This window comes from Rhizobium sp. 2YAF20 (assembly GCF_052114685.1).
GTDB lineage: Bacteria > Pseudomonadota > Alphaproteobacteria > Rhizobiales > Rhizobiaceae > Rhizobium.
Genome location: NZ_JBFRFF010000007.1, coordinates 80,737 through 104,075 on the forward strand (window position 1 = coordinate 80,737; position 23,339 = coordinate 104,075).

The 23,339-nt window shown below is 59.1% G+C and carries 26 protein-coding genes and 1 tRNA gene; 10 read left to right on the forward strand and 17 right to left on the reverse strand.

All coding sequences use genetic code 11. The features are described 5' to 3' along the window. Nucleotides 1–22: 22 nt before the first annotated feature. The 4 genes from AB4Z52_RS12165 to AB4Z52_RS12180 form a co-directional block, all read right to left on the reverse strand. Nucleotides 23–1,525, reverse strand: coding sequence for a type II and III secretion system protein family protein (locus AB4Z52_RS12165; protein ID WP_442218172.1), 1,503 nt, complete (start codon nt 1,523–1,525; stop codon nt 23–25). Nucleotides 1,526–1,534: 9 nt separating this feature from the next. After that, on the reverse strand, nt 1,535–2,344 hold the full coding sequence (gene cpaB, locus AB4Z52_RS12170; protein WP_442218173.1) for a Flp pilus assembly protein CpaB: 810 nt from the start codon (nt 2,342–2,344) through the stop codon (nt 1,535–1,537). Between the two features lie 136 nt (nt 2,345–2,480). Then, on the reverse strand, nt 2,481–2,993 hold the full coding sequence (locus tag AB4Z52_RS12175) for an A24 family peptidase (RefSeq protein WP_442218174.1): 513 nt from the start codon (nt 2,991–2,993) through the stop codon (nt 2,481–2,483). Between the two features lie 85 nt (nt 2,994–3,078). Continuing rightward, the gene (locus AB4Z52_RS12180) at nt 3,079–3,261 is read right to left on the reverse strand and encodes a Flp family type IVb pilin (RefSeq protein ID WP_442218175.1); all 183 of its coding nucleotides are present in this window, start codon (nt 3,259–3,261) and stop codon (nt 3,079–3,081) included. 404 nt (nt 3,262–3,665) lie between these two features. Between AB4Z52_RS12180 and AB4Z52_RS12185 the strand changes: the two genes are divergently transcribed. From AB4Z52_RS12185 to AB4Z52_RS12215, 7 genes are all read left to right on the forward strand, one after another. Beyond that, the gene (locus AB4Z52_RS12185; protein WP_442218176.1) at nt 3,666–4,073 is read left to right on the forward strand and encodes a pilus assembly protein N-terminal domain-containing protein; all 408 of its coding nucleotides are present in this window, start codon (nt 3,666–3,668) and stop codon (nt 4,071–4,073) included. Nucleotides 4,074–4,171: 98 nt separating this feature from the next. Further along, nucleotides 4,172–4,807 (forward strand): TadE/TadG family type IV pilus assembly protein, encoded by a 636-nt coding sequence (locus AB4Z52_RS12190; protein WP_442218177.1) that lies wholly within the window; start codon nt 4,172–4,174, stop codon nt 4,805–4,807. A gap of 47 nt (nt 4,808–4,854) precedes the next feature. Beyond that, nucleotides 4,855–5,436, forward strand: a complete 582-nt coding sequence (locus tag AB4Z52_RS12195; protein ID WP_442218286.1) for a TadE/TadG family type IV pilus assembly protein — start codon at nt 4,855–4,857, stop codon at nt 5,434–5,436. 124 nt (nt 5,437–5,560) lie between these two features. After that, the gene (locus tag AB4Z52_RS12200; RefSeq protein ID WP_442218178.1) at nt 5,561–6,781 is read left to right on the forward strand and encodes a phosphopentomutase; all 1,221 of its coding nucleotides are present in this window, start codon (nt 5,561–5,563) and stop codon (nt 6,779–6,781) included. Then, nucleotides 6,778–7,746: an adenosine deaminase gene (locus AB4Z52_RS12205; RefSeq protein WP_442218179.1), complete on the forward strand. Its 969-nt coding sequence runs from the start codon at nt 6,778–6,780 to the stop codon at nt 7,744–7,746. Before AB4Z52_RS12200 ends, AB4Z52_RS12205 begins: the two co-directional genes overlap by 4 nt. 121 nt (nt 7,747–7,867) lie before the next feature. Further along, on the forward strand, nt 7,868–8,497 hold the full coding sequence (upp, locus tag AB4Z52_RS12210; RefSeq protein WP_111158971.1) for a uracil phosphoribosyltransferase: 630 nt from the start codon (nt 7,868–7,870) through the stop codon (nt 8,495–8,497). Between the two features lie 161 nt (nt 8,498–8,658). After that, on the forward strand, nt 8,659–9,183 hold the full coding sequence (locus AB4Z52_RS12215; protein ID WP_442218180.1) for a TIGR02281 family clan AA aspartic protease: 525 nt from the start codon (nt 8,659–8,661) through the stop codon (nt 9,181–9,183). Between the two features lie 10 nt (nt 9,184–9,193). On the opposite strand, the gene deoA is transcribed toward AB4Z52_RS12215, so the two are convergent. From deoA to AB4Z52_RS12260, 9 genes are all read right to left on the reverse strand, one after another. Then, nucleotides 9,194–10,501 (reverse strand): thymidine phosphorylase, encoded by a 1,308-nt coding sequence (deoA, locus tag AB4Z52_RS12220; protein WP_442218181.1) that lies wholly within the window; start codon nt 10,499–10,501, stop codon nt 9,194–9,196. 3 nt (nt 10,502–10,504) lie between these two features. Continuing rightward, nucleotides 10,505–11,281, reverse strand: a complete 777-nt coding sequence (gene deoC, locus AB4Z52_RS12225; RefSeq protein ID WP_442218182.1) for a deoxyribose-phosphate aldolase — start codon at nt 11,279–11,281, stop codon at nt 10,505–10,507. After that, nucleotides 11,271–12,083 carry a purine-nucleoside phosphorylase gene (locus tag AB4Z52_RS12230; protein WP_442218183.1) on the reverse strand — a complete coding sequence of 271 codons (813 nt, stop codon included), beginning with the start codon at nt 12,081–12,083 and terminating at the stop codon, nt 11,271–11,273. The genes deoC and AB4Z52_RS12230 overlap by 11 nt, the downstream gene beginning before the upstream one ends. After that, entirely contained in the window at nt 12,080–12,472 is a 393-nt protein-coding gene (locus AB4Z52_RS12235) for a cytidine deaminase (protein ID WP_442218184.1), read from the reverse strand. Before AB4Z52_RS12235 ends, AB4Z52_RS12230 begins: the two co-directional genes overlap by 4 nt. A 4-nt stretch (nt 12,473–12,476) precedes the next feature. Beyond that, a complete protein-coding gene (locus AB4Z52_RS12240; RefSeq protein WP_442218185.1) occupies nt 12,477–13,448 on the reverse strand; it encodes an ABC transporter permease in 972 nt (323 codons plus the stop codon). Next, entirely contained in the window at nt 13,445–14,560 is a 1,116-nt protein-coding gene (locus AB4Z52_RS12245) for an ABC transporter permease (protein ID WP_442218186.1), read from the reverse strand. The genes AB4Z52_RS12240 and AB4Z52_RS12245 overlap by 4 nt, the downstream gene beginning before the upstream one ends. Before the next feature lie 7 nt (nt 14,561–14,567). Then, complete coding sequence (locus AB4Z52_RS12250; RefSeq protein ID WP_442218187.1) at nt 14,568–16,079, reverse strand: ABC transporter ATP-binding protein; 1,512 nt, start codon at nt 16,077–16,079, stop codon at nt 14,568–14,570. A gap of 77 nt (nt 16,080–16,156) precedes the next feature. Next, nucleotides 16,157–17,152, reverse strand: a complete 996-nt coding sequence (locus AB4Z52_RS12255) for a BMP family lipoprotein (RefSeq protein WP_442218188.1) — start codon at nt 17,150–17,152, stop codon at nt 16,157–16,159. Nucleotides 17,153–17,407: 255 nt separating this feature from the next. After that, nucleotides 17,408–17,725 (reverse strand): hypothetical protein, encoded by a 318-nt coding sequence (locus AB4Z52_RS12260; protein ID WP_442218189.1) that lies wholly within the window; start codon nt 17,723–17,725, stop codon nt 17,408–17,410. A gap of 232 nt (nt 17,726–17,957) precedes the next feature. On the opposite strand from AB4Z52_RS12260, the gene AB4Z52_RS12265 reads away from it, so the two are divergent. Continuing rightward, nucleotides 17,958–18,047: transfer RNA gene (locus AB4Z52_RS12265), tRNA-Ser, on the forward strand. A gap of 66 nt (nt 18,048–18,113) precedes the next feature. Here AB4Z52_RS12265 and AB4Z52_RS12270 read toward each other — a convergent pair. Next, on the reverse strand, nt 18,114–18,383 hold the full coding sequence (locus AB4Z52_RS12270; protein WP_442218190.1) for a hypothetical protein: 270 nt from the start codon (nt 18,381–18,383) through the stop codon (nt 18,114–18,116). A 362-nt stretch (nt 18,384–18,745) separates the two neighbouring features. Here AB4Z52_RS12270 and AB4Z52_RS12275 point away from each other — a divergent pair, with 362 nt between their 5' ends. Both AB4Z52_RS12275 and AB4Z52_RS12280 read left to right on the forward strand, forming a co-directional pair. Continuing rightward, on the forward strand, nt 18,746–19,486 hold the full coding sequence (locus tag AB4Z52_RS12275; RefSeq protein ID WP_442218191.1) for an SDR family NAD(P)-dependent oxidoreductase: 741 nt from the start codon (nt 18,746–18,748) through the stop codon (nt 19,484–19,486). A gap of 221 nt (nt 19,487–19,707) precedes the next feature. Beyond that, nucleotides 19,708–20,475 carry an SDR family NAD(P)-dependent oxidoreductase gene (locus tag AB4Z52_RS12280; protein ID WP_442218192.1) on the forward strand — a complete coding sequence of 256 codons (768 nt, stop codon included), beginning with the start codon at nt 19,708–19,710 and terminating at the stop codon, nt 20,473–20,475. 3 nt (nt 20,476–20,478) lie between these two features. Here the strand turns inward: AB4Z52_RS12280 and pncB are convergent, their stop codons facing one another. The 3 genes from pncB to AB4Z52_RS12295 form a co-directional block, all read right to left on the reverse strand. Then, nucleotides 20,479–21,783, reverse strand: coding sequence for a nicotinate phosphoribosyltransferase (gene pncB / locus AB4Z52_RS12285; RefSeq protein ID WP_442218193.1), 1,305 nt, complete (start codon nt 21,781–21,783; stop codon nt 20,479–20,481). Between the two features lie 192 nt (nt 21,784–21,975). Continuing rightward, the gene (locus AB4Z52_RS12290) at nt 21,976–22,269 is read right to left on the reverse strand and encodes a hypothetical protein (protein ID WP_442218194.1); all 294 of its coding nucleotides are present in this window, start codon (nt 22,267–22,269) and stop codon (nt 21,976–21,978) included. A 102-nt stretch (nt 22,270–22,371) separates the two neighbouring features. Further along, nucleotides 22,372–23,331 carry a 2-hydroxyacid dehydrogenase gene (locus AB4Z52_RS12295; RefSeq protein WP_442218195.1) on the reverse strand — a complete coding sequence of 320 codons (960 nt, stop codon included), beginning with the start codon at nt 23,329–23,331 and terminating at the stop codon, nt 22,372–22,374. Nucleotides 23,332–23,339 lie beyond the last annotated feature (8 nt).

The following is a 23,339-nucleotide window of genomic DNA, read 5'->3' on the forward strand; positions in this document are numbered from 1 at the left end:
GGCTCGTCATGTCTTGCCCTCCTCATTTGTAGATGAAGCCGACGGAGCCATGGAACTCGGCATCCGCGACAGGGGTGTCGCGACGGCCATAGACCTTGTTGACACGGTTCATGAGGAAGGCGCCCGCGTCGCCGGCGGGAGAAAAATTATCGTCAGGTCGTGCAAGTGCATTGCGTGCCACCGGCCGAACCAGGTAGGGCGTAGCGATGATGACCAGTTCGCTTTCGTCGCGCTCGACGCTCTTTTGACGAAACAGGGCACCGAGGATCGGAATTTTCGAAACGCCTGGTGTACCGTTCGTGGTCTGCTGAGAATTGTCGCTCAGAAGGCCGGCGAGGGCGATCGAACCACCTGATGGCAGTTCCACCGAGGTGTCGGCCGAGCGGTTGTTGTAAGTGGGCGCACCGGCCGAGTTGCTGGGTGCCGGCTCGGATACCTGGGTCTGGATGTGCAGGCTTATTCTTCCAGCCGACAGTACGACCGGCGTAAAGGCGAGACTTATGCCGTAGCTATACGGCGTTATCGTCACCACCCCCTGATTGTCGGTCGTCGAGTAGAGCGCCTGCCCACCAGACTTGAAGGTTGCCGGCTGCCCGGAGATGGCCGTCAATGTCGGCTCCGCCAGGGTGCGGATTGCCTTCGCCTGCTCAAGAGCATTCAGATAGGTCGATATGTCATATTTGCCGATGGAGCTTTTGAACAGTGCGGCAAGACCACCCCCTGCAAGTGCCACAGGGGCATCGCTTGCCGGTGCTCCGAGTTGCGCAACGGTCAGCCCAGACGAATTGCCGACCAGATTGTCGAATCCGATCTGCTTGAGAACGGTGCGCTTGATTTCGGCGACCGTCACCTTGAGCGTCACCTGATCCTCGCCCTCGATCTGAAGCAGGTTCACGATCTGCGAGGATTGGCGAGCTTCAGCAAAAATGGCAACGGAACTGCTTGTGCCGCTGCCGGTTGCCGTCTCATTGCGGGTGGTCGCCTCGCCGCCCTTGAGGAAAGCCTGCGCGAGATCTGCTGCCCGGCTTGCATCCTGAGGCGTGCGGACAGTTCCCGTCAGCACGATATTGTCGGAGACTATTTCGACGTTGATATTGCTGTCGGGAATGAAGCGCTTGAGGTTTGATTGCAATCCACCGATGTCGCGTTCGATTTCGATATCCAGGCTGGCAATCTGCTCGCCTTTGGCGCCGAAAACAAAAATATTGGTTTGGCCGACCGTCTTGCCGAAGAGATAGATGCGGCGCGATGTCCGCGTGACAGCGTCGGCCATCCTCGGATCAGACACGAGGATGTCATGAGCGTCCGCAGGCAGATCGACGACAACGGCCTTGTTCAAGCCGAGCTTCAATCGCCGATGACTGCCAATCCCGGCGACCGTGACAATCGTGTCCGAGCCCTCCGCCAGGGCACTTGCCATCCGGACGGAGGCTGGCGCCATTGCGAAAGGCAGGCCACCGAGAGCAAGCGAGAACGAAATCACACTGGAGAAGGCAAGACCGGTTTTCTTTTGAATATCACCCATGGCCTGCCCCTATTGTACTTTGATTGGCGCGGCGCCAGTGACGACCGTGCCCGACTTGATCACCTGAACAACCGAGGCGCCGCTGTCGCCCGCCAACAGATAATCAGCAGCACCGGTGTCGGGCTCCTGCGCATCCGCGACGGAGCGAAGCGCCATCGAAAGCCGATCTGCCATCTGCTGGGCAACCGCCAGGACTTTTGTCTGATCCGGCGTCAGTTCCAGCGTGGCTGTGGTGCCAACCACGGATTTGGAGCCATCCTGCTTTTGTTCGATCTGTTGATCGATCGCCAGCACGCGAACGTTACTAAGGACCGTTTCGGTCTGGAATTTTACCGTATCACCCTTGCGAACCATGATGATGTCGACACGGTCGTTTGGAAGAATGAAACCGCCGGCGCCGGTTGCGACGGAGATTTCCGTGGCGACCGCACGTTTTCCGGAAGGCAGCAGTGACGACATGACCCTGCTATTTGCGTCGGCAATCTTCTCCTCGCGGATGGGCTCGCCCTCGAATATCGGAAATCGCACGATGGCGCCCGTCAAATCCTTGAGCGCGTCAGGTCGGTCGGCCTGGGTGATGAGACCCTTAATCACGCCGCCCTGCAGCCATGGCGCCCAGTGAATGGTGGAATCGGTCAACCGTGACCCGATGGGCAAATCAGCGTTCGCGACCAGGACGTTGATCGTCGGTTCCTTCTCCACGACCGCTGTGACCTGCGGCATGACGTTGCGTCCGCCGGCCAGGCGCATCGCGAGCACCCCGGCAACACCGGCGGCGACGACTGCCACTGCGAGTATCATTATGCGCGCGGGTTTCATGATCATTCCTCGGGGAACTCAACTGTTCGCCTGAGAATGCTCAGCAATTGGTGTAATTATAGTTAACGAGAGACTTACAATTTAAGTTAATAAATCGTCACAAGGTGCCGATGTTCTGGCTTTCGGTCTTCCGTCTTCAATTGAGATGGGCAAGGGCTGCTTCCATCAACGGGGACGAGGGATAGGCCATGAAGCCGCCAATGCCGATCGCAAGCCCATAGGGGATTTTCTTGGCGACCAGAAGCGAGCCAGGTACGCGAAGGCCAACGGCGGTTATGAGATCAACGCGCGCGCGTAGTGATACGATCAAGACGGTAATGAGCCCGCCCATGAAGCTGACGTAGATCACGAACTCCAGCAAAGATGTATTGAAGCCGAACCAGAGGGCCGCGGCGCTCAGCAACTTGGCGTCTCCGCCACCCATAATGTTCAGGGCAAAGAGCGCGAAACATACTGAGAATACGATTGCCGCGCCACCGAGATGCATGCCGATTTCGGGAAACGATAGGCCTATGAACGGCGCTATAATAAGGAATCCGCCGATCAGGATGACGGATGCCCTGTTGGGAATGGTCATCGTAAAGAGATCGGAGAGAGCCGCGATCGTAAGGCACAACGGAAAGATCAGGAAAATCGCGGCGGTGATCATCGGCGTATCCTACCCGACAGAATTGTTGAAAACCGCTCGTGATCTCGAGCGGTTTTCCTAATATTCAGATAGACGACCGGTGCGCTTAGTAGGCTTTGGCAGCCGTATTCATCTTCGTTGCGATATTCGAGAAGGTCGTGTTCAGAGCGCCGCCGATAGCAGTGGCACCGGTGATCAGCGCAACGGAAATCAGAGCAGCGATCAGGCCGTATTCGATTGCGGTCGCACCGGATTCGTCCTTGAGGAAGCGTGTGAAAAGCTTGGTCATGTTATTCCTACTCCACATTGTTGTCAGCACGTCCGCCAACTGTTTGCCGTTGTTCGGATGAGCGGAAGTTACCGAATGCCCGTTTCAATCAACTTAAAGAAATGAGTTAACGATTTGACAATGCCAAAAGCCAAAGAGCTTAGTTAACGCTGTGCTACAGGCATATCTGCAACTTTAATTGAATAATACATCGACGTTGCAATATACGAGGTATGATACACACCATAGTTCAGCAAAATGCATCAAAACAGCACGCGGAATTTTGGTGAATCCCAAATTGAATACTCATGCGCTGTTCATTGCCCTGGATTTATACAGGTGAACGGCTCCTTAACGGTTCATTCACTATTCTTTTTCATTGTACGGTGTAATCGCCCAGCAAACCGCCGCTAAGAGGCCCGCCCATGTCAACTCGCGGCAAAACCGCCTTTCTCGCCTGCTCGTTCGCGGTGACCGGCCTTTTGCCGCAATTCGCGCAGGCGCAGGACGAGATGCTGCGGGTCTATATGGACCACGCGCGCATCCTCAAGCTCGATCGCGCCGTCAGCAAGGTCATTGTCGGCAACGCGCAGGTCGCTGACGTGACCGTTGCCGATCCAAAGACGATCGTGCTCACCGGCCGCAACTTCGGAACGACGAACATCGTCCTTTTGGATGCCGACGGCAACGCGATCGTCGACGAACGCATTCTGGTATCGATTGACGAGGGCAATACCGTTCGCGTCTACCGGCAGACCGATCGCTCCGTCCTCTCCTGCACACCGAACTGCGAGGTCCATGCACAACAGGGCACGGCAGCCGCGGCGCCGTGAGAGCGGAAATATCCTTAAACTACCGGGAAACGGAGAAACGGAATATCAACAGAACTCCGTTAAACTTGTGCCGAATGAAGATAGGTTCGGGTACCAGTATGAACGCAGATGACCCAAAGGCAGGCAAAATCGCAGAGACGCGGCAGCCTGGATTGTTGGGCAGACTGTATGGTTTGGTGCGGTCCAGGGACGGGGCAACCGCGATCGAGTTTGCGTTGCTCGCTGTTCCCTACTTCATGATCATCTTTGCAATTTTCGAGACATTCGTCGCCTTCACGGCCGAACAGTTGGTGACCAATGCCGTCGACACCCTGTCGCGCCAGCTGCGCACCGGACAGATCACTTACAACATGAGCCGTACAACCGACATGACCGTCGCGCAGTTTCGCCAAGCGTTCTGCAACGAGGTTTCAATCCTGATCAGCTGTTCCGCTGCCGAAATCGCCACGCCATCCAAACTGTATCTCGACGTGGAGACCTACTCTTCGTTCGGCGCTATTCCGACCACGATCCCCTACGCAACCACAGCGCAGTATTCCGACATCGACCCTACCGGCTTCAAATACGCGCCCGGCGGCCCGAGTACGATCAACATGCTGCGTGCCTATTACCGCTGGCAGATCACGGCCGATATCGTTCGGCCTTTCCTAACCACAATCCGCACCACCGGTTCGGTACCGACCGACTTCCTCATCGTCGCAACTGCTGCGTTCCAGAACGAGAAATACCCTTGAGAGCGCCCTTGGACGATCGGAACGCATCATCTGGCACCTTGAGCACGCTGATAAGAAATCTGCGCAGGGGCAGGCTTGGAGCGTTGCTCCGTCGCTTTTCACACGACCGGCGCGGGGTGGGAGCAATAGAGTTTGCGATAATCGTCCCGGTTCTGCTGCTGTTGTACGTTGGAGCGGCGGAAACAACCATTGCCCTCAGTTTTGCCAAGCGCGCCAGCCGATCGGCCGGCGCGATCGCAGACATCGTGACGCAACAGACCCCGAGTATCAACAAGGCCTTCCTTGCCACAATGCCGCCCGTGGCCGCGGCAACATTCTCGCCGTTCGGCGTCACCGGCCTGTCCTTGAAGATCACAGGCATTACGATCGACGCTGCCAGCAATCCGACGGTCACATGGTCCTGGGCTCAGGACGGCAGCAAGCCTTACACCGTCGGCAGTGCAGCGACCGTTCCCACAAACCTTACCACTGCAAGCTCGTTTCTGGTCCGCACCGAGCTCAGCATTCCCTATACGCTCCCCACCTACGGATCGGGCTTCCTACCGAACGGGACGAATGTGATCACCATCCAACGGCAATATTTCTATCGTCAGCGCCAGGGAACATCCATTCCCTGCACCGATTGCTGACCTACCGCCCCAACACCCGAAGATGAAAATTGCCAAGCCGCCGCCCCCGTTATATGGGTGACGGTCAATGCGGCGGCAGGCGAAGAGCCGCGTTGCACGGCATGGAAATCACTTCGGGTGGACAATGGCGCGAGCCTTCCTTTTTGTTCTGGATTCTTTCGGGATCGGTGGTGGACCCGACGCTGCGGCCTATGGCGACGAGGGTGCCGATACTCTTGGTCATATCGCTGAATTTTGTGCCACAGGCGCTGCGGATCGGGCGGGCTTGCGGTCCGGGCCGCTGATGCTTCCGAACATGTCGGCGCTCGGGCTGCTCAAGATCGCCAAGACCGCCACCGGCAACTATCCGGCCGGTATGCCGATGCCGGAGCGCATCTACGGGCTCTATGGTTGCGCCAATGAGATATCCCGAGGCAAGGATACGCCCTCCGGGCACTGGGAAATCGCCGGCACGCCCGTGCTGTTCGACTGGGGATATTTTCCAACCGAAGGCGACGCTTTTCCCCCAGAGCTGATCGAGACACTCTGCCGGGCGGCCGACCTGCCCGGCATCCTTGGCAACTGCCACGCCTCGGGAACCGACATCATCGACAAATATGGCGAGGAACACATCCGAAGCGGCAGGCCGATCTGCTATACCTCGTCGGATTCCGTGTTCCAGATCGCGGCGCATGAGCGGCATTTCGGGCTGGAGAGGCTGATGCATCTCAGCCAGATCGCCCGCTCGCTTCTCGATCCGTACAATATCGGGCGAGTTATCGCGCGACCTTTCCTGGGCGAAACCCGGGCCACGTTCGAGCGCACAGGAAATCGCAGGGATTTCTCGGTTCCGCCGCCGGAACCGACTTTGCTGGACCGACTGGTCGCTGCGGGCCGGACCGTGCATGCCGTCGGCAAGATCGGTGACATTTTCGCCCACCAGGGCGTGTCCACGGTCACCAAGGCCAACGGCAATATGGCACTCATGGATGCGACGCTCCGGGCCATAGAGGCTGCTGCCGACGGCGATCTCGTCTTCACCAATTTTGTCGATTTCGACATGCTCTACGGCCATCGGCGCAATGTGCCTGGTTATGCCGCGGCGTTGGAGACTTTCGATGCCAGGCTGCCCGAAATCTACCGCAAGCTGAAACCGGGCGACCTCGTCGTCATGACAGCCGACCATGGCTGCGATCCGACCTGGCGGGGAACCGACCACACCCGCGAGCGGGTCCCGATCATCGCTTATGGGCCGGGTCTTCGATCCCGCTCGATCGGCATCCGGTCTACTTATGCCGATATCGGCGAAACAATCGCATACCATCTCGGCATCGCAGCCGGGCAGCATGGAAGGAGTTTTCTGTGACATCGCATTTGAGGAAGGTGGAGCTGCATTGCCACCTGGAAGGTGCTGCTCCGCCATCGCTGACGCAAAGTCAGGCGCAGAAATATGACGTCGATACCAGCAGCTTCATGCGAGACGGGATCTACCTCTGGGACAATTTCGCCGAATTTCTGGTCGCCTACGACAAGGTGTCGGAAGTCTATCGGACGGAAGAAGACTATGCGCTTCTGACCGAGGCCTATCTCGATGAATTGGCAGGGATCGGAACGATCTACAGCGAGCTCATCGTTTCGCCTGACCACGGCGAGCGCATCGGGCTCGGCGCCGACGCCTACATTGCCGGCGTCTGTGCCGGTATCCGCGCGGCGAAGGCTAAGTCGGGCATCGAGGCGCGCCTGCTTGTGACCGGCGAGCGGCATTTCGGTCCCGAGCGCGTCGTCAAGGCCGCCGAATATGCCGCCAAGAGCGACAATCCGCTCATTACCGGCTTCAACATGGCAGGCGAGGAGCGCATGGGACGTGTCGCCGATTATGCGCGGGCATTCGATATCGCGCGGGAGGCAGGTCTCGGCATCACCATCCACGCCGGTGAAATCTGCGGTGCTTTCAGCGTTGCCGACGCGATCGATCTGGTGAAGCCCTCGCGCATCGGCCATGGCGTGCGCGCCATCGAGGATATGGAACTGGTAAAGCGGCTTGCCGATCTCGGCACGGTGCTCGAGGTTTGCCCGGGATCGAATATTGCGCTCAGCGTCTTTGCGGATTTTGCCTCGCATCCGCTGCGGGCGCTGAGGGACGCAGGCGTTCGTGTCACTATCAACTCTGACGATCCGCCGTTTTTCCACACCTCGCTGAAACGCGAATATGATCTGGCCTCGGCCGCCTTCGGCTTCAGCGATGACGAGATCAACGCCATGACCCGGACGGCGATCGAGGCGGCATTCGTCGACGAAGCGACGCGGAAGACGCTGCTGGCAAAGATATAGGCGGTTGATAGACCCGGAGACTGGGGATGACGTCTCGGGAATTTGGCCTCTTCTCTTGCGGGCGGATCGATTTCCGTGAAAGAAACGTCTGATACGAGGAAATTGTCGGAAGGCTGAAACCATGGACGGCGTCACTGTCATCGATCATCCGCTTGTGCAGCACAAGCTCACCATCATGCGGCGCAAGGATACGTCGACGGGAAGCTTCCGCCGTTTGTTGCGGGAGATATCGACCTTGCTCTGCTACGAGGTCACGCGTGACCTCGAGCTTACCATGGAAACGATCGAGACACCGTTGCAGACGATGGAATCGCCGATCCTCGAGGGAAAGAAGCTGGTCTTCGCTTCCATTCTTCGCGCCGGCAATGGCCTGCTAGAGGGCATGCTCGACCTCGTTCCCTCCGCCCGCGTGTCCCATATCGGCGTCTATCGCGACCACGAGACGCTGCAGCCGGTCGAATATTACTTCAAGGCGCCGGAAGATATTGCCGAAAGGCTGATCATTGTCGTCGATCCGATGCTCGCTACCGGCAATTCCTCGATTGCGGCGATCGACAAGCTGAAGGAGCGCGGCGCACACAACATCCGCTTCCTCTGCCTGCTGGCGGCACCTGAAGGTCTTGCGAATTTTCGCGCCGCTCATCCCGACGTGCCGGTCTACACCGCATCGATCGATAGTCACCTCAACGAGAAGGGCTATATCGTTCCCGGTCTCGGTGATGCCGGCGACCGCATGTACGGGACGAAGTGACTCCTCGTCAGTTGACGCCTGATTTTGGCGGCCCCGGAAATTAAGATTCCGGGCTCTTTTCGATGATGCCATTAGCAACTTGTCAGTAAACGGAGACTAAGGATAAGGGCATCATCACGCCCCGCATGAAGTGGAGGTTCGTACAGGAAGGATTCTTGTTGATGCTCATGCGCGTTCTTGTTTTTGCCGGTGTCATTGCCGTCATTGCCACCCAGGTGCCATCCTTCTTTGAGAAGGACGCGCCCGGATTGGGCACCGAGACAGCCGCTTTGAATGTTGCGTTGCCGCAACAGCAGCCAGTTGAAATTGATCAGCATGGCAATGTCCGGCTGCCGGCCGACAGGCAGGGCCACTACACCGCGGATTTCAGGATCAACGGCAGGCCGATCTCGGGTGTGATCGACACCGGTGCGACCTTGGTCGCGATCAACGAGACGACGGCGCGCAGCCTCGGCTTTGGAGCAGCCGATCTTGACTTCCGCAACCCGGTCAATACAGCCAACGGCACAACCAAAGCGGCACTCGTCAGGCTCGACAGGATCGAGATCGGCTCGATCCGTGTTCGCGATGTGGATGCCATGGTGATGAGGGACGCGTCACTGAGCTCGACGCTGATCGGCGTCAGTTTCTTGAAGCGGCTCGCCTCCTACAGTGTCGCGGACGGATCGCTGCATCTCAGGCAATAGCGAGACATTTTCATAGTCGGTGGACGATGATCGGGGACTGCTCAGGCCTGACGTCGGCGATGCGGTAGTTGGCGGCGAGATCGGCCGCGGCCTTATCGGCGGACGTCTCATCGGCCGCGTGCACCGTCGCTATCCGATCGCCCTTGCGCACCTCGGTTCCGAGCGTCACGAAATCGCTGAAGCCAACGCGATGGTCGATGCCATCCTGCGGGCGCCGCCGGCCGCCACCAAGGTCGATGACGCTCATGCCGATGGCGCGCGCGTCGCATGTTGCAAGCCAGCCATCCGCGACGGCGAGAACTGGGCGCTGAACCGGCGCAGATCGCAGATGCCTGTCGGGATGTTCGAGAATATCCGCCGGGCCACCAAGCGCGTGGACCATTCGGCCGAAGACTTCCGCCGCCTTTCCCGATTCTAGCGCCCGGCGCGCCATGGCCTCGCCTTCGGAGGGCGACGCCGCGAGCCCCGCACCAAGAAGCATGTCCGCCGCAAAGGCGAACACCACTTCTTCAATCCGTGTCCCCGATTTCCTGCCCGACAGAAAATCCAGGCAATGGCACAGTTCGACGACGTTGCCGGCGGCGTCGGCGAGAGGCTGGTTCATGTCGGTGATCAATGCGGATGTTTTGACGCCGGCACCGTTGGCAACCTCCACCAAGGAGCGGGCCAGCGTCTCCGCCTCCTCGTGGCTCGTCATGAAAGCGCCGTTGCCGACTTTCACGTCTAGGACCAGTGTTTCAAGGCCAGCTGCGAGCTTCTTCGACAAAATGGACGCCGTGATCAGCGGCACGGAGTCCACGGTAGCGGTTACATCGCGCACCGCATAGAGCCGGCCGTCGGCCGGGGCCAGCGAGCCGGTCTGGCCGATGATGGCGCAGCCGACCTCTTCGACGACCATTCGGAAGCGAGCGGCGTCGGGTGTGATGTTATAGCCGGGGATCGATTCCAGCTTGTCGAGCGTGCCGCCGGTGTGACCGAGGCCACGTCCCGAGATCATCGGCACCGCAAGCCCGCAGGCTGCGGCGATGGGCGCCAGCATCAGCGAGACGTTGTCGCCGATACCGCCCGTCGAGTGCTTGTCAGCGACAGGCCGACCGATGCCGGACCAGGACAGCATATCGCCGGAACGGGCCATCGCAAGCGTCAGCGCAACCGTTTCCTCGCGCGACATGCCGCGGAACCAGACCGCCATGGCAAAGGCGCCGATCTGGCTTTCGGCAAGCTCATTCCTGGCAAGGGCGTCAACAAAACCGTCGATATCGGCATGCGAAAGGGTGCCGCCGTCGCGCTTCCGCTTGATGATCTCCTGCGGGATCATCGTTCAATAGCCGGCTGCAAGCGTGGCGGACTCCCCGCCGCTCAAAACGGTGAGAATGTCGTCGAGCAGGCCTGACGCGCCGAAACGAAAGGTCGACGGCATCGCCCAGTCTGGCGTCATGATCGTCTCGGCAAGGCTGAGATAGAGTGCCGCTTCGTTGACAGAGCCTATGCCTCCCGCCGGTTTGAAACCGACCTTGCGGCCGCTGTGCCGGATCGCCCGCAGCATGATATCGGCTGTTTCAAGCGTCGCGTTGACAGCAACCTTGCCTGTCGAGGTCTTGATGAAATCCGCACCGGCATCGATCGCAAGCTCGGAGGCCCGCTGGATCAGTACTGCATCCTTCAATTCGCCCGTTTCGAGGATGACCTTCAAGAGCGTCGGCGATACGCATTCGGCGCGCACGGCCCTCACCATGTCGGTGACGGCTTGCTCGTCGCCCGCCAGCAGCGCGCGGTAGGGGATCACCAGATCGATTTCATCGGCGCCATCGGCAATCGCCTCGCGCGTTTCCGCTGCGACATCGGCAATTTCCATGCCGCCTGCCGGGAAATTCACCACCGTTGCAATCCTGACCGAATGCTCCGGGCCAAGGAGGCCGCGGGCTTGCGCCACAAAACGCGGCCAGATGCAGATGGCGGCGCTATTGCCAAACGGCGTCTGCGCGCGAGCGCAGAGCGTAACGATCTGCGCCTCGGTGCAATCATCTTTGAGATTGGTAAGATCGAGAAGAGACAGGGCGACCGCCGCCGTCTCCCTGATGGAATGGTTATTGTTCACTGTCATTTCCTCCGTCCGCAATCATCTCTTTTAAGATCGCGGCAAGACGAGCACCGCCGACGGGCGCCATGTCTTTCGTTTCCTCGTGCGTCAATTCGCTGCCGGTCATGCCGGCACCATAGTTAGTGATGACAGACGCCGCCACAACCCTTAGGCCGAAAAGACGCGCCAGAATAACTTCAGGGACCGTCGACATTCCGACGGCATCCGCGCCGAGGATCCGCGCCATGCGAATTTCGGCCGGTGTTTCGAAACTCGGTCCAGAGAACCACATGTAAACGCCTTGAGAAAGCGCGATGCCGAGCTTTGCCGCAGCCAGTCGCATACGCGTTGATAGGTCCTTGTCATAGGCGCTGGTCATGCCGACGAAGCGCTTGTCGCTTTCCTCGCCGATCAAGGGGTTCATTCCGGAATAGTTGATATGGTCGGTGATCTCCATTACCGATCCTGGCGGCATATCCTCGCGCAGCGATCCTGCAGAGTTTGTCAGAATGAGCGAGGGAATCCCGAGGCCGACGAGGGTCGCAATCGGCACCCGCATCGCGTTGGCATCGCCTTTTTCATAATAATGGACCCGGCCGGAGAGCATGATCACGGGTACGCCGCCAAGGTAACCCGCAGCCAGTTCGCCTGCGTGACCGGAGACGGCGCTGACCGGAAATCCCGGTACATCGGAATAGGCAATACGGACTGGGTCCTTCAACTGGCTGACGAGCGACCCAAGTCCGGACCCCAGAATGACGCCGTAACGCGGTGTCATTCCGCCAAGTTTCCCTCTTAGTAGGTCGACAGCGACGGTCATCCGAGTATCTCGGTCGCAAAGCTGAAGGGCAGCATCTCTTCCATCGACATGGTTTTCTTCACTCCGACCTCGTCACAGAGATAGATCTTGGTGTCCTTGCTGGCGAATTCCGCGATCTTCTGGCGGCAGCCGCCGCAGGGTGGGCAGAGCGCCAGCTTCTCGGCGATGACAGCCATCTCGATGATCTTTTTCCCCCCGCCCATGATCATCAAGCTGATGGCCGTCGGTTCGGCGCACCAGCCCTGGGGGAAGGACAGGTTCTCGATATTAGCCCCCGAATAGATCTTGCCATCGTCGGCGCGGATGGCAGCACCGACCGGAAATTTCGAATAGGGCGCGTGGGCATAAGCCATCGCATTGCGGGCAGCTTTAAAAAGATCATGCGACATGGGATCAGCGCTCCTTTGTGTAGGGCACGCCTCCGGCCTTTGGCGGATGGGCAACGCCGATGAAACCGGCAAGCAGGATGCAGGTCAAGACATAAGGTAGCGCCTGGAAGAACTGCACCGGAACTTCGCCGATGAACGGGACGGCCTTGCCCTGCATGAAATTGGCGAAAGCGTCCAGGAACCCGAACAACAGGCAGGCGAACATGACCGGCACCGGCTTCCACTTGGCAAAGATCAGCGCCGCCAGTGCAATATACCCCTTGCCGGCCGACATGTTCTCGATGAAGGCTGCCGATTGCGCCGTCGACAGATAGGCGCCGGAGAAGCCGCAGAGAATGCCGGCGCAAAGGACAGCGCGGTAGCGCAGCCAGGTTACCGAGATGCCGGCTGTATCAACAGCGCCCGGGTTCTCTCCGACGGCGCGCAGGCGCAGGCCGAAGCGGGTTCGAAAGAGGATCCACCAGCAGAGTGGCACGGCGACGAAGGCGAGATAGGTCAGCGCATTGTTGCCGGAAATGACGTTGGCATAGAGCGGCCCGATGATCGGCACGCTGCGCACGGCATCGGCGCCTGGAAGGACGATCGCACCGAAGCGTGCATCCGCACCGAGCTGCGGCGTGCGTCCGCCCTGGCTGAACCAAGCCTGGCCAAGCACCACCGTCAGGCCGGCCACGAGAAAGTTGATGGCAACGCCGGAGATGATCTGGTTGCCGCGATTGGTGATCGAGGCGAAACCATGCAAGGCGCTGAACGCTACCGAGGTGCCGATCGCAGCCAAAAGCCCGAGCCACGGCGAACCGGTGAGATAGGCGACTGTCGCCGCGGCAAAGGCTGATGCCAACATCTTGCCTTCGAGGCCGATGTCGAAGACGCCCGCTCGCTCGGAAAACAGCCCGGCAAGTGCTGTGAAGATTAGCGGGATCGACAGGCGGATCGTGGAGCCAAGGATGCTGATGAGGGTGTCGTAATACATCATGATGCCGGCCTCGCCCTGGCGAACGATTGATAGATGCGCACGAAGGTGGGGCGGAGCATGAACTCAAGCGCGCCGACGAACAGAATGACGAGCCCCTGGATCATCAGGATCATGTTGCGATTGATCTCCGGCATATCGAAGGAGACGGCATCGCCTCCCTGGTAGAGCACACCGAAGAGGATCGCGGCGAGGATGATGCCGAAGGGATGGTTGCGACCCATCAACGCGACCGCGATGCCGACGTAGCCGGCGCCACCGACGAACTCGACCTGAAGCCTTGCGGAGGCGCCCATGACCGGGTTGAGCGCCATCATGCCGGCGAGGCCGCCCGAGATCAGCATGGCGATGATGACGGTGCGCGCATAGGGAATGCCGGCATAGACTGCAGCCGTCGGGCTGAGGCCGAGCGTGCGCATCTCGTAACCGAGCTTGGTACGCCAGATCAGCAGCCAGACCAGGAAGGCCATGACCAGCGCGATCAGGAACGACACGTTGAGGGGCGCAGAGCCGATCGTGGTGTCGAACATCGTCATCAGCCAATCGAGCTTCGGCAATTGTCCGCCGGCAAGGAAGGTCCGCGTTTCCGGCGCCATCTTGCCGGGCACGATCAGGATGTGAGCCAGCAGATAGACCATCACCGGCGCGCCGATGAAATTGAACATGATAGTGGTGATGACGATATGGCTGCCACGCTTGGCCTGGAGCCAGGCAGGAATGAAGGCCCACGCGGCACCGAAGATCGCGGCACCAACGATCGCAAAGGGCATCGTCACATACCACGGCACATAATGATCGAGCGCAAGCGCCACGAGCGCGCAGCCAAGACCGCCGAGATAGGCCTGGCCTTCCGAGCCGATATTGAAGAGGCCGGCATGGACGGCGACGGCAACCGAAAGGCCGGTGAAGATGAAGCTTGTCGCATAGTAGAGCGTGAAGCCAATGCCTTCGCCATTGCCAAGCGCCCCCTGCGCCAGGAGCACCAGGGCGTCGATCGGGTTCTCGCCGATCAGCCAGACGACGAAGCCGGAGACGACAAAAGCCAGGATTAGGTTCACCAACGGGATCAGTACATAGGTGATCCAATTGGGAAGCGGTACGGAAGCAGTGCTCATCGAGGCCTCATGCGGCAATACCGGCCATCATCAGGCCGAGGGTCTGTTCACCGGTTTCAGCCGTTTTCTCACCGACAACATGGCCGGCGAACATCACGAGGATGCGATCGGACAGCGCGCGTATTTCATCGAGCTCAACCGAAACCAGCAGGATCGCCTTGCCCGCATCGCGCATCTCGATGATGCGGCGGTGAATGAATTCGATGGCGCCGATGTCGACGCCGCGGGTCGGCTGACCGATCAAAAGCATCTTCGGATCGCGCTCGATCTCCCGGGCGACGACGATCTTTTGTTGATTGCCACCGGAGAAATTGGCGGTTCGCAACCGCGCATTCGGCGGGCGTATGTCGTATTTCTCGATCTTGTCGGCAGCGTCCTTGCGCATCGCGTCGAGATCGAGGAAAGGACCTTTGCTGTAGGCCGGGTCGTGGTGATAGCCGAGCACCGAGTTCTCGTATTCCTCGAACTTCAGGACTAGTCCCATGTGGTGGCGATCTTCAGGTATGTGGGCAAGCCCGAGCGATCTGAGGCGGGCGGGATCGACCTTGTCGATCGTCTTGCCGTTCAGCAGGATTTCGCCCGATGCCGGTTTGCGGATACCGGCGAGCGCCTCCAGCAGTTCCGATTGGCCATTGCCCGCGACCCCGGCTATGCCGACGATCTCGCCGGCGCGAACGTCGAATGAGACATTGTCGACCATGACGACGCCGCGACCGTCCTTGACTGTGAGATTGCGGACCGAGAGCACGAACTCGCCCGGGTTGGCCGGACCCTTCTCGACGCGCAACAGCACCCGGCGGCCGACCATCAGCTCGGCAAGTTCCTCGACCGTCGTCTCCGAGGTCTTGCGGGTCGCTACCATTTCGCCACGGCGCATGACCGACACGGTATCGGTGATCGCCATGATCTCGCGCAGCTTGTGGGTGATGAGGATAACCGTCTTGCCCTGATCGCGCAGGACGCGAAGAATGCGAAAGAGATGATCCGCCTCAGCCGGCGTCAACACGCCAGTCGGCTCGTCGAGGATAAGGATCTCGGCGCCGCGATACATCGCCTTCAGGATCTCGACGCGCTGCTGAAGCCCGACCGGCAGTTCCTCGATGATCGCGTCCGGATCGACCTCCAGGCCGTAATCCGTCTCGAGCCGCTTGAGCTCGGTGCGGGCGGAGGCGACGCCTCTTGCGAGCAGCGCGCCGCCCTCAACGCCGAGCATGACGTTCTCGAGCACCGTGAAATTTTCGACCAGCATGAAATGCTGGTGCACCATGCCGATGCCGGTGGCGATCGCAGCCTGGCTGTCGCGGATGGTGACGGGGGTACCGTTGACGCGGATCTCGCCGCTGTCGGCGTGGTAGAAGCCGTAGATGATCGACATCAGTGTCGATTTCCCGGCACCGTTCTCGCCGATGATCCCGTGGATCGTGCCCTTGGCAACGGTCAGATTGATGTCTTTATTCGCGTGGACCGTACCGAATTTCTTGTCGATACCCACGAGTTCGATGGCAGGCGCTTGGCTCACAACACGGCTCCAGAAACGGGACTTCTGGATATGAAAAGGGCGTATGGCGACTTTTCGCCATACGCCCAGACTTCATATCAGCTCTTCGGGCAGCTGTTATCAGTCGTATAGTCGTGGACCTTGACGGCGCCGGAGATGACGTCGGCTTTGGCCTTGTCGACGGCGGCCTTCATTTCAGGCGTGACCAGCGACTTGTTGTTGTCGTCCATGGCGGCGCCGACGCCGTCCTCCTTGAGGCCGAGCTCCTGGGTGCCGGGGGTGAACTTGCCGTTCTTTGCATCGGAGAAGGCGTTATAGACCGCAAGGTCGACGCGCTTGACGACGGAGGTCAGAACCGAGCCGGGGTGCAGGTAGTTCTGGTTGCTGTCGACACCGACCGAGAGCTTCTTGTTGTCGGCAGCCGTCTGCAGAACGCCGAGGCCGGTGGCGCCGGCAGCCGCGTAAACCACGTCGGCACCCTGGTCGATCTGGTTCTTGGCAAGCTCGCCACCGCGAACCGGGTCGTTCCAAGCCGAGTCGGTCGTGCCGGTCATGTTCTGGAAGACTTCGATCTTCGGGTTTGCAGCCCGTGCACCCTGCTCGTAACCACATTCGAACTTGCGGATCAACGGAATGTCCATGCCGCCAACGAAGCCAATCTTGCCGGACTTCGAGGCCATGGCCGCCATGATGCCGGCGACGTACGAGCCTTCATTTTCCTTGTATTTGACGGAGCGTACGTTCGGCAGATCGAGGCTATCGTCGATCAGAACGAACTGGGTTTTCGGAAACTCGGCTGCGACCTTCTGAAGGGCAGAGGTCCAGGCGAAGGAGACGGCAATCACCGGATTGAACCCCTTGCTTGCAAAATTGCGCAGCGCCTGCTCACCCTGGGTGTCCCCGGTCGGCTCGAAGTCGCGGTATGCAATACCGGTTTCCTTCTTGAACTTTTCGGCGCCATTATAGGCTGACTCGTTGAAGGACTTGTCGAACTTGCCGCCGGTGCCGTAGACGATTGCCGGCTTGATATCGGCCGCAAGTGCCGAAGCCGACATTGCAGCCAAGGCGAAAAGGGTCAAAACGGATTTTTTCATGAGTGCAGCCCTGTTGTTGCTATCTTGTTGGGTCCTCCCGCAAGCCCGTTTTCCGGGCATGTCTGCGGAACCGCCGGCCTCCCCCGAGACCTGGCTAGCGCGCATCCTTGCATGGCCAAACGAAAAATTCACGAGAAATTTTTCAGTTGGTAAAAATTTGTGGTATTTGCCGAAAACAGGGCCTAACGGACTGATTTTTAGTCAATATAAGCGTTAACTTGCAGCTTTTCTAACCAAATTGCGTCAGCACCGACCTCAAGCGCTGAAACGCCCGGCGACGGGTGGCTTGCGATAGGCAAGCATCCAAAGGATCAGCGAGATCGCCAGGAAGACGGCGAAAGTCGGCTGGGACAGCACCCATTCTATGCCTTGCGTATAGAACCGGGGGTGAATGTAGAAGGAGACTGCCGACTGCAACTTCTGCAGGGTGGCAGGGCTGACATCCTGCCAGGCATCTTCGACAGGGGTTATCACGACGGCGGAAGCGGCCACGGACTGGATGGAGTCGATCGTTCCGGCAATGGTTGCCACCACCAGCGACACAAGGCTAGCAAACCGCAACAGGAAACGCATCGATCTCTCCAGCCTACTCTGACCTGCCCCGCAATTTTGATCGGCCGGTCACACTATTCTGCACCTGAACGTTAAATAAGTAAGAGGCGAAAGAAGTACAATGCGACGCGCCGGGAGAGTTTTATGCCGAGAAGTCAAAAAACTGTTAGATTCGGGTTGATCCGCAAAAATTCATCGGTATATATCGCGCCGTTCCCACGATTGCTCCTTTACCGGATGCGGAAGTGCAGATGGACAGGTGGCCGAGTGGTTTAAGGCGCACGCCTGGAACGCGTGTGTGCGTGAAAGCGTACCGTGGGTTCGAATCCCACCCTGTCCGCCATTCAATTCCTTAGTACTTTGATAAATAATCGAAATCCGCCGGCGCTCGAAGCGCCGTTAACCGCGGCTAGTTGACGTAGCCGATCGGTTCCACAGTCTGGATGAGATCCAGCCTTTTCATCTCGTGTCCGTTGAGAGCAGCTACGATGGCGTCCACCGCCACGGGCCGAAGCAGAACTTTGTAAATTGGCGTAGGCGGCGGCAGAATGTTGGCCAGATCTGCAAGGACGGACGCTCGGTGCTCCTTTGCCGCCCTGTAGGCTGCTTGGTCACCCGTGATCGGCCCTGCGCCGATCGAGAAAGAATGTATGGTGAAGCCTTCTACACTGCCGTTCAAGATGTCCCCCAATTCCAGCCGGGTTGCGGTGGCGAGAATTACAGAAACTCTTTGATCTCATGCTTGAGGTGCAAATTCGGCACCACCCCTGCGTGCTGACCATTCCGGTAGATTTCGCGAATACCATCGAACGACGCTACCCAGACGATGGCGCTTGTAAGGAGAGCGATGATAAAAGCCTCAATTCTCATCGCTCTGGTCTACCGTCATCATCTATTGTTTTCACCTTACATTTTCGTAAGAACCGCCCCTTCGATTTCATTGCTTTTATCCACGACCGCTCAAATTTCTTGCGCCAGGTACACAACTAAATTAAATGATGAACGTCATCTAAACTGAATTGCCGATGTGGGAGACGCCAAATGAACAAACCAAGCGCAATCATTGTCGGCGTCGGTGTCGAGCAGGGCCTCGGTGGCGCGCTGAGCCGGCGGTTTGCAGCCGAAGGCTATCACGTCGTCGTCGCCGGCCGAACACTGGGCAAGATCGAAAAGGTCGCAGGCGCGATCGTGGCGTCGGGCGGCAACGCCGAAGCCGTTGAGACGGATGCGACCAATGAGGATGCCGTCGTTCGATTATTTGAAAATGCATTTGCGCGCAGGGACAGCATCGACCCGCCTGATCTTATCGTCTTCAATGCCGGCATCAACCGCAACATCGCTTTTCGCGATATCAGCGCCAAACAATTCGAGGAATTCTGGCGCATCTGCTGCTTTGGCGGCTTTTTGGTCGGACGAGAGGCGGCCCGCCATCTGGCGCCGCTTGGACGCGGTACGGTGATCTTCACCGGCGCTTCGGCAAGCCTTCGCGGCAAGGCCGGATTTGCCCAATTCGCTGCGGCGAAGGCCGGATTGCGGATGATAAGCCAAAGCATGGCGCGGGAATTGGGGCCGCTTGGCATTCATGTGGCCCATACGATCATCGATGGCGGCATCGACGGCGAACGACTTCGAGCCTCGCGACCCGGCGCGATCGCTGCGAGCGGCGAGAACGGCCTGCTTCACATCGATGCCATCGCCGACAGCTATTGGCACATCCACCGACAACATCCATCCGCTTGGACGCAGGAGCTCGACCTGCGTCCATTCAAGGAAAGCTTTTGAACTCTCAGCCAACTTGGGGGATTGCGCCTTCAAAGCCTCTCCGGTGCCGGCATGAATAGGCTAGCGGCCGAGCATTCGACGGTAGCCCTCGGTGCCAAGGGGATCAGGAATACTAGCTGACCAGCACGCATTTTCGCGCCCAGCGCCGATCATCGTTGCCAAGCCACTCCGAAAGCCTATTCTAACTTCACAACGCATCAATTTCGGGGATGGACAGGCATATGGGTGACAGGCTGAGGGGCAAGGTGGCGATCGTTTCAGGCGGGGCGACGGGTATGGGCGGAGCCTCGTCGAGGCTGTTTGCCGCCGAGGGCGCCGCGGTTGCGATCATCGACCGCAACGGCGATGCAGCGGCCGAGACCGTTGCCGATATTCGCCGCATGGGCGGAATTGCCGAGCACTGGGTCGCCGACGTCTCCGACGAAACGCAGGTCAATACCGCCGTTGCCGGGGTGGAGCGGCAGTTCGGGCCGGTGACCGTGCTGTTCAATCACGCCGGCACGATCGTCATCAAGCCGTTCCTCGAAACGACGCTTCAAGACTGGGAATGGCTGCATGCGGTCAATGTGCGATCGATGTTCCTGATGACGCGGGCGGTGCTGCCGCAGATGCTGTCGGCCGGAGGCGGTGCAATCGTCTGCACCTCTTCGATCTCGGCGGTGGCGGCGACGCCGATGGAGGTGCTCTACGACACGACCAAGGGCGCGGTTCACATGTTCGCCCGCGCGATCGCGGTGGAGTTCCGGGATCGCAACATCCGCTGCAACGCCGTCTGCCCTGGCTTCATCCGCACGCCGCACGGCCTCAAGGAAGTGGCCGAACTGCAGGCACTCGGCGTCGATGTTTCCGACGCGGCAATCGCAGCCCAGCAAGGGCGGATCGGAGAGCCGGAAGACGTGGCCCGTGCCGCACTTTATCTCGCCAGCGACGAATCAAGCTTCGTCAACGGAGCGCATCTCTTCGTCGACAACGGCTTCACCGCGATGTGAGGATCAAACAAAAACCGGTTGTTCGACGCGATCCTCAGTGCCGAAGAATTTCAGGTAGCGTTCCACCTCCGCCGCCTCGCCGGTGGCCTTCTGCGGATTGTCGGAAAGCTTGACGGCCGGGCGGCCATTGGCTTCGATCACCTTGCAAACGATCGATATCGGGTTGAGGCCGCGAATTTCGGTCGGTGCGCAGCCGGCGAAGTCATTGGTCAGATTGGTGCCCCAGCCGAAGCTCATGCGCACGCGACCTTCGAAGTGCTTGTAGGTGTGGATGATGGCCTCCACGTCGAGGCCATCCGAGAAGATCAGAAGCTTCTGGCGCGGATCGCGGCCCATCTTCTTCCACCAGTCGACAATTTTTTCGCCGCCTTCGATCGGCGGAGCACTATCGGGCCGGAAGCCCGTCCAGTCGGCAACCCATTCGGGCGCATCGCGCAGGAAGGCGGCCGTCCCGAAAGCATCGGGCAGCACGATCAGCAGGTTGCCGCCGTAGAGCCGGTTCCAGTCCCGAAGGACCTTGTAGGGTGCATTTGCCAGCTCGGCGTCTGTTTCAGCAAGTGCCGCGGCAACCATCGGCAGTTCGTGAGCATTCGTGCCGACTGCTTCAAGGTCTGAATCCATGGCCAAGAGGACGTTGCTCGTCCCGGTGAACCCCTTGCCCACCCCTTCCTTCAGCGCCTCGACGCACCAGCGTTGCCACAGGAAGCTGTGGCGGCGACGCGTTCCGAAATCCGATATCCTAAGGTCAGGAAGCTGGCGAAGCCGCTCCACCTTTTCCCACATCTTCGCTTTCGCGCGGGCATAGAGAACATCGAGGGTGAACGGTCCGAGCGCCTTCATTGCCGCGCGGGAGCGCATTTCATTGATGATCGCGAGAGCCGGGATTTCCCACATGGTCGTCTCTTTCCACGAACCGTGGAAGTCGAGGACATACTGCCCGTCCCGCTTCGTGAGTTCATATTCCGGCAGCTGGAAATTCGACAGCCAGGTCAGGAATTCCGGCTCGAAGATCTGGGCGCGACCATAAAACGAGTTACCGGCCAGCCAGATCATTTCCTTCTTGGAAAGGCGAAGCGTGCGGGCGTGGTCTAGCTGTTCGCGAAGGTCCTTCTCATCGATCTCCTCGGCGAGCCGCACGCTTTTCGTGCGATTGATCAGCGAGAAGGTCGCGTTGACATCCGGATAGAGCTTCCAGATCATCTGCAACATCAAGAGCTTGTAAAAATCCGTGTCTATCAGGCTACGGACGATGGGATCTAGCTTCCAGGTGTGATTGTAGACCCGGGTAGCGATATCCGTCTTGGTCATGCTGGCTGCCCCGTCTTCCTGTCCCGGACAAATGCATATCTCGCTTACATGAAAAAGCGAGCCGTCGTGCGGCCATTCTTATCAAAAAATGTGAGGAAAGAGTCCAGTCACCGAAAGAAAATTGATGCAAAATTAAACGCCCCACCGCGCTTTGACGGCGGGGCTTGCTCAATATTTGATCTTTGCGATGGATTAACGGTGCTGCGCTTCGATCTCAGCCGGTGTCTCGTTGGACGATTTCGGCGCAGTCGAGGTTATCTGGCTCGGGGCAGGCGGCTTGGGCGCTGCCTGTTCACCTTTGTTGTTGCCCCAAATTTCGACCGGAATCCAGACGATGAAGGCGAGAACGAAGGCCGTGACAAGAACCGTCAGTATCCTCATGCCGCTACGCCCCTGCTTTGCCTCCACTGCCGGTACAGCCTCTTCGCGATGCAGCTTGTTATCGGCTTTTTCCCAACGGGTGTCCGTTTCCATACGTCCGGCCATGCTTGCCTCCTTCGAGGTTTTTCGCAGAGACGGGCGAATGCCCGCCCCGAAACTCCTTGAAAGAACGGTAGGCCCTGAGGAAAGTTCCGCTTAAAGCAACGCCTAGTAGCCCGTCGCCCGGTCTACAACGTTCTGCAGCGCCTCGCCGCGTTCGAAGCCAGCGATCTGCGTCTCGACATAGCGAAAGAGCGCACCAACGTCGGAGGTGGCGGCCGTGTGCGGCGTGATCACCACGTTGGCTATTGTCCAGAGTGGATCGCGGGCAGGCAAGGGTTCGACCTCGAAGACATCGAGCGAGGCTCCGCCGAGGATACCGGTTTCCAGTGCAAGTCTCAGATCCACCTGGTTCTGACACTTGCCGCGTCCAGCGTTGATGAAGACGGGCTTGCCGAGCGCTCCGCCTTGGCGAAGTTTCGAAAACAACGCGGCATCATAAATCCGTGTCGTTTCCTTTGTCAGGGGCAGCAAGCCAACGAGGATGTCCGTGTCGCCGAGGAAAGCATCCATGTGGTCGCCATCATAGGTCTTCATCCCATCGATCACCTTGTGGCGACGCGACCAGCCGATGACGTTGAAACCCATGGCTCTCAGCTTTACCGCCGCGTCCTGGCCGAGAACGCCAAGTCCCATGACGCCGACGGTGACTTCGCTTGCCTCGGGCTGGGGAAGATCCCGCCAGATACCGCGTGCCGCCTGCTTTCGATAGGCTTCCACCTGGCGCAGATGCGTCAGGCATTGCAGCACGATCCACTCGCTCATTCGCGTCGTCAGGCTGCGGTCGACGAAGCGAACCACGGGGACGTCCGGCAATCCCGGGTGATCCATGATGTGATCGACGCCGGCACCGCCCGAGAAGATCACCTTGAGGTCCGGTGCGCGAGAAAAGAGAGCGGGATCAGGGTTCCAGAGGACGGCATAGTCGACCTTAGCAAGATCGGTGGCACTATTTGCCTGGTCCAGAAGGTTGATGCTTCCGCGATCCGGGAATGCATTGCGCAAAGCATCAGCGATGATCTGCGGGTTGAATTTCAAATCGATGAGGACAGGGTTTTTGGTTGGCATGACAGTGG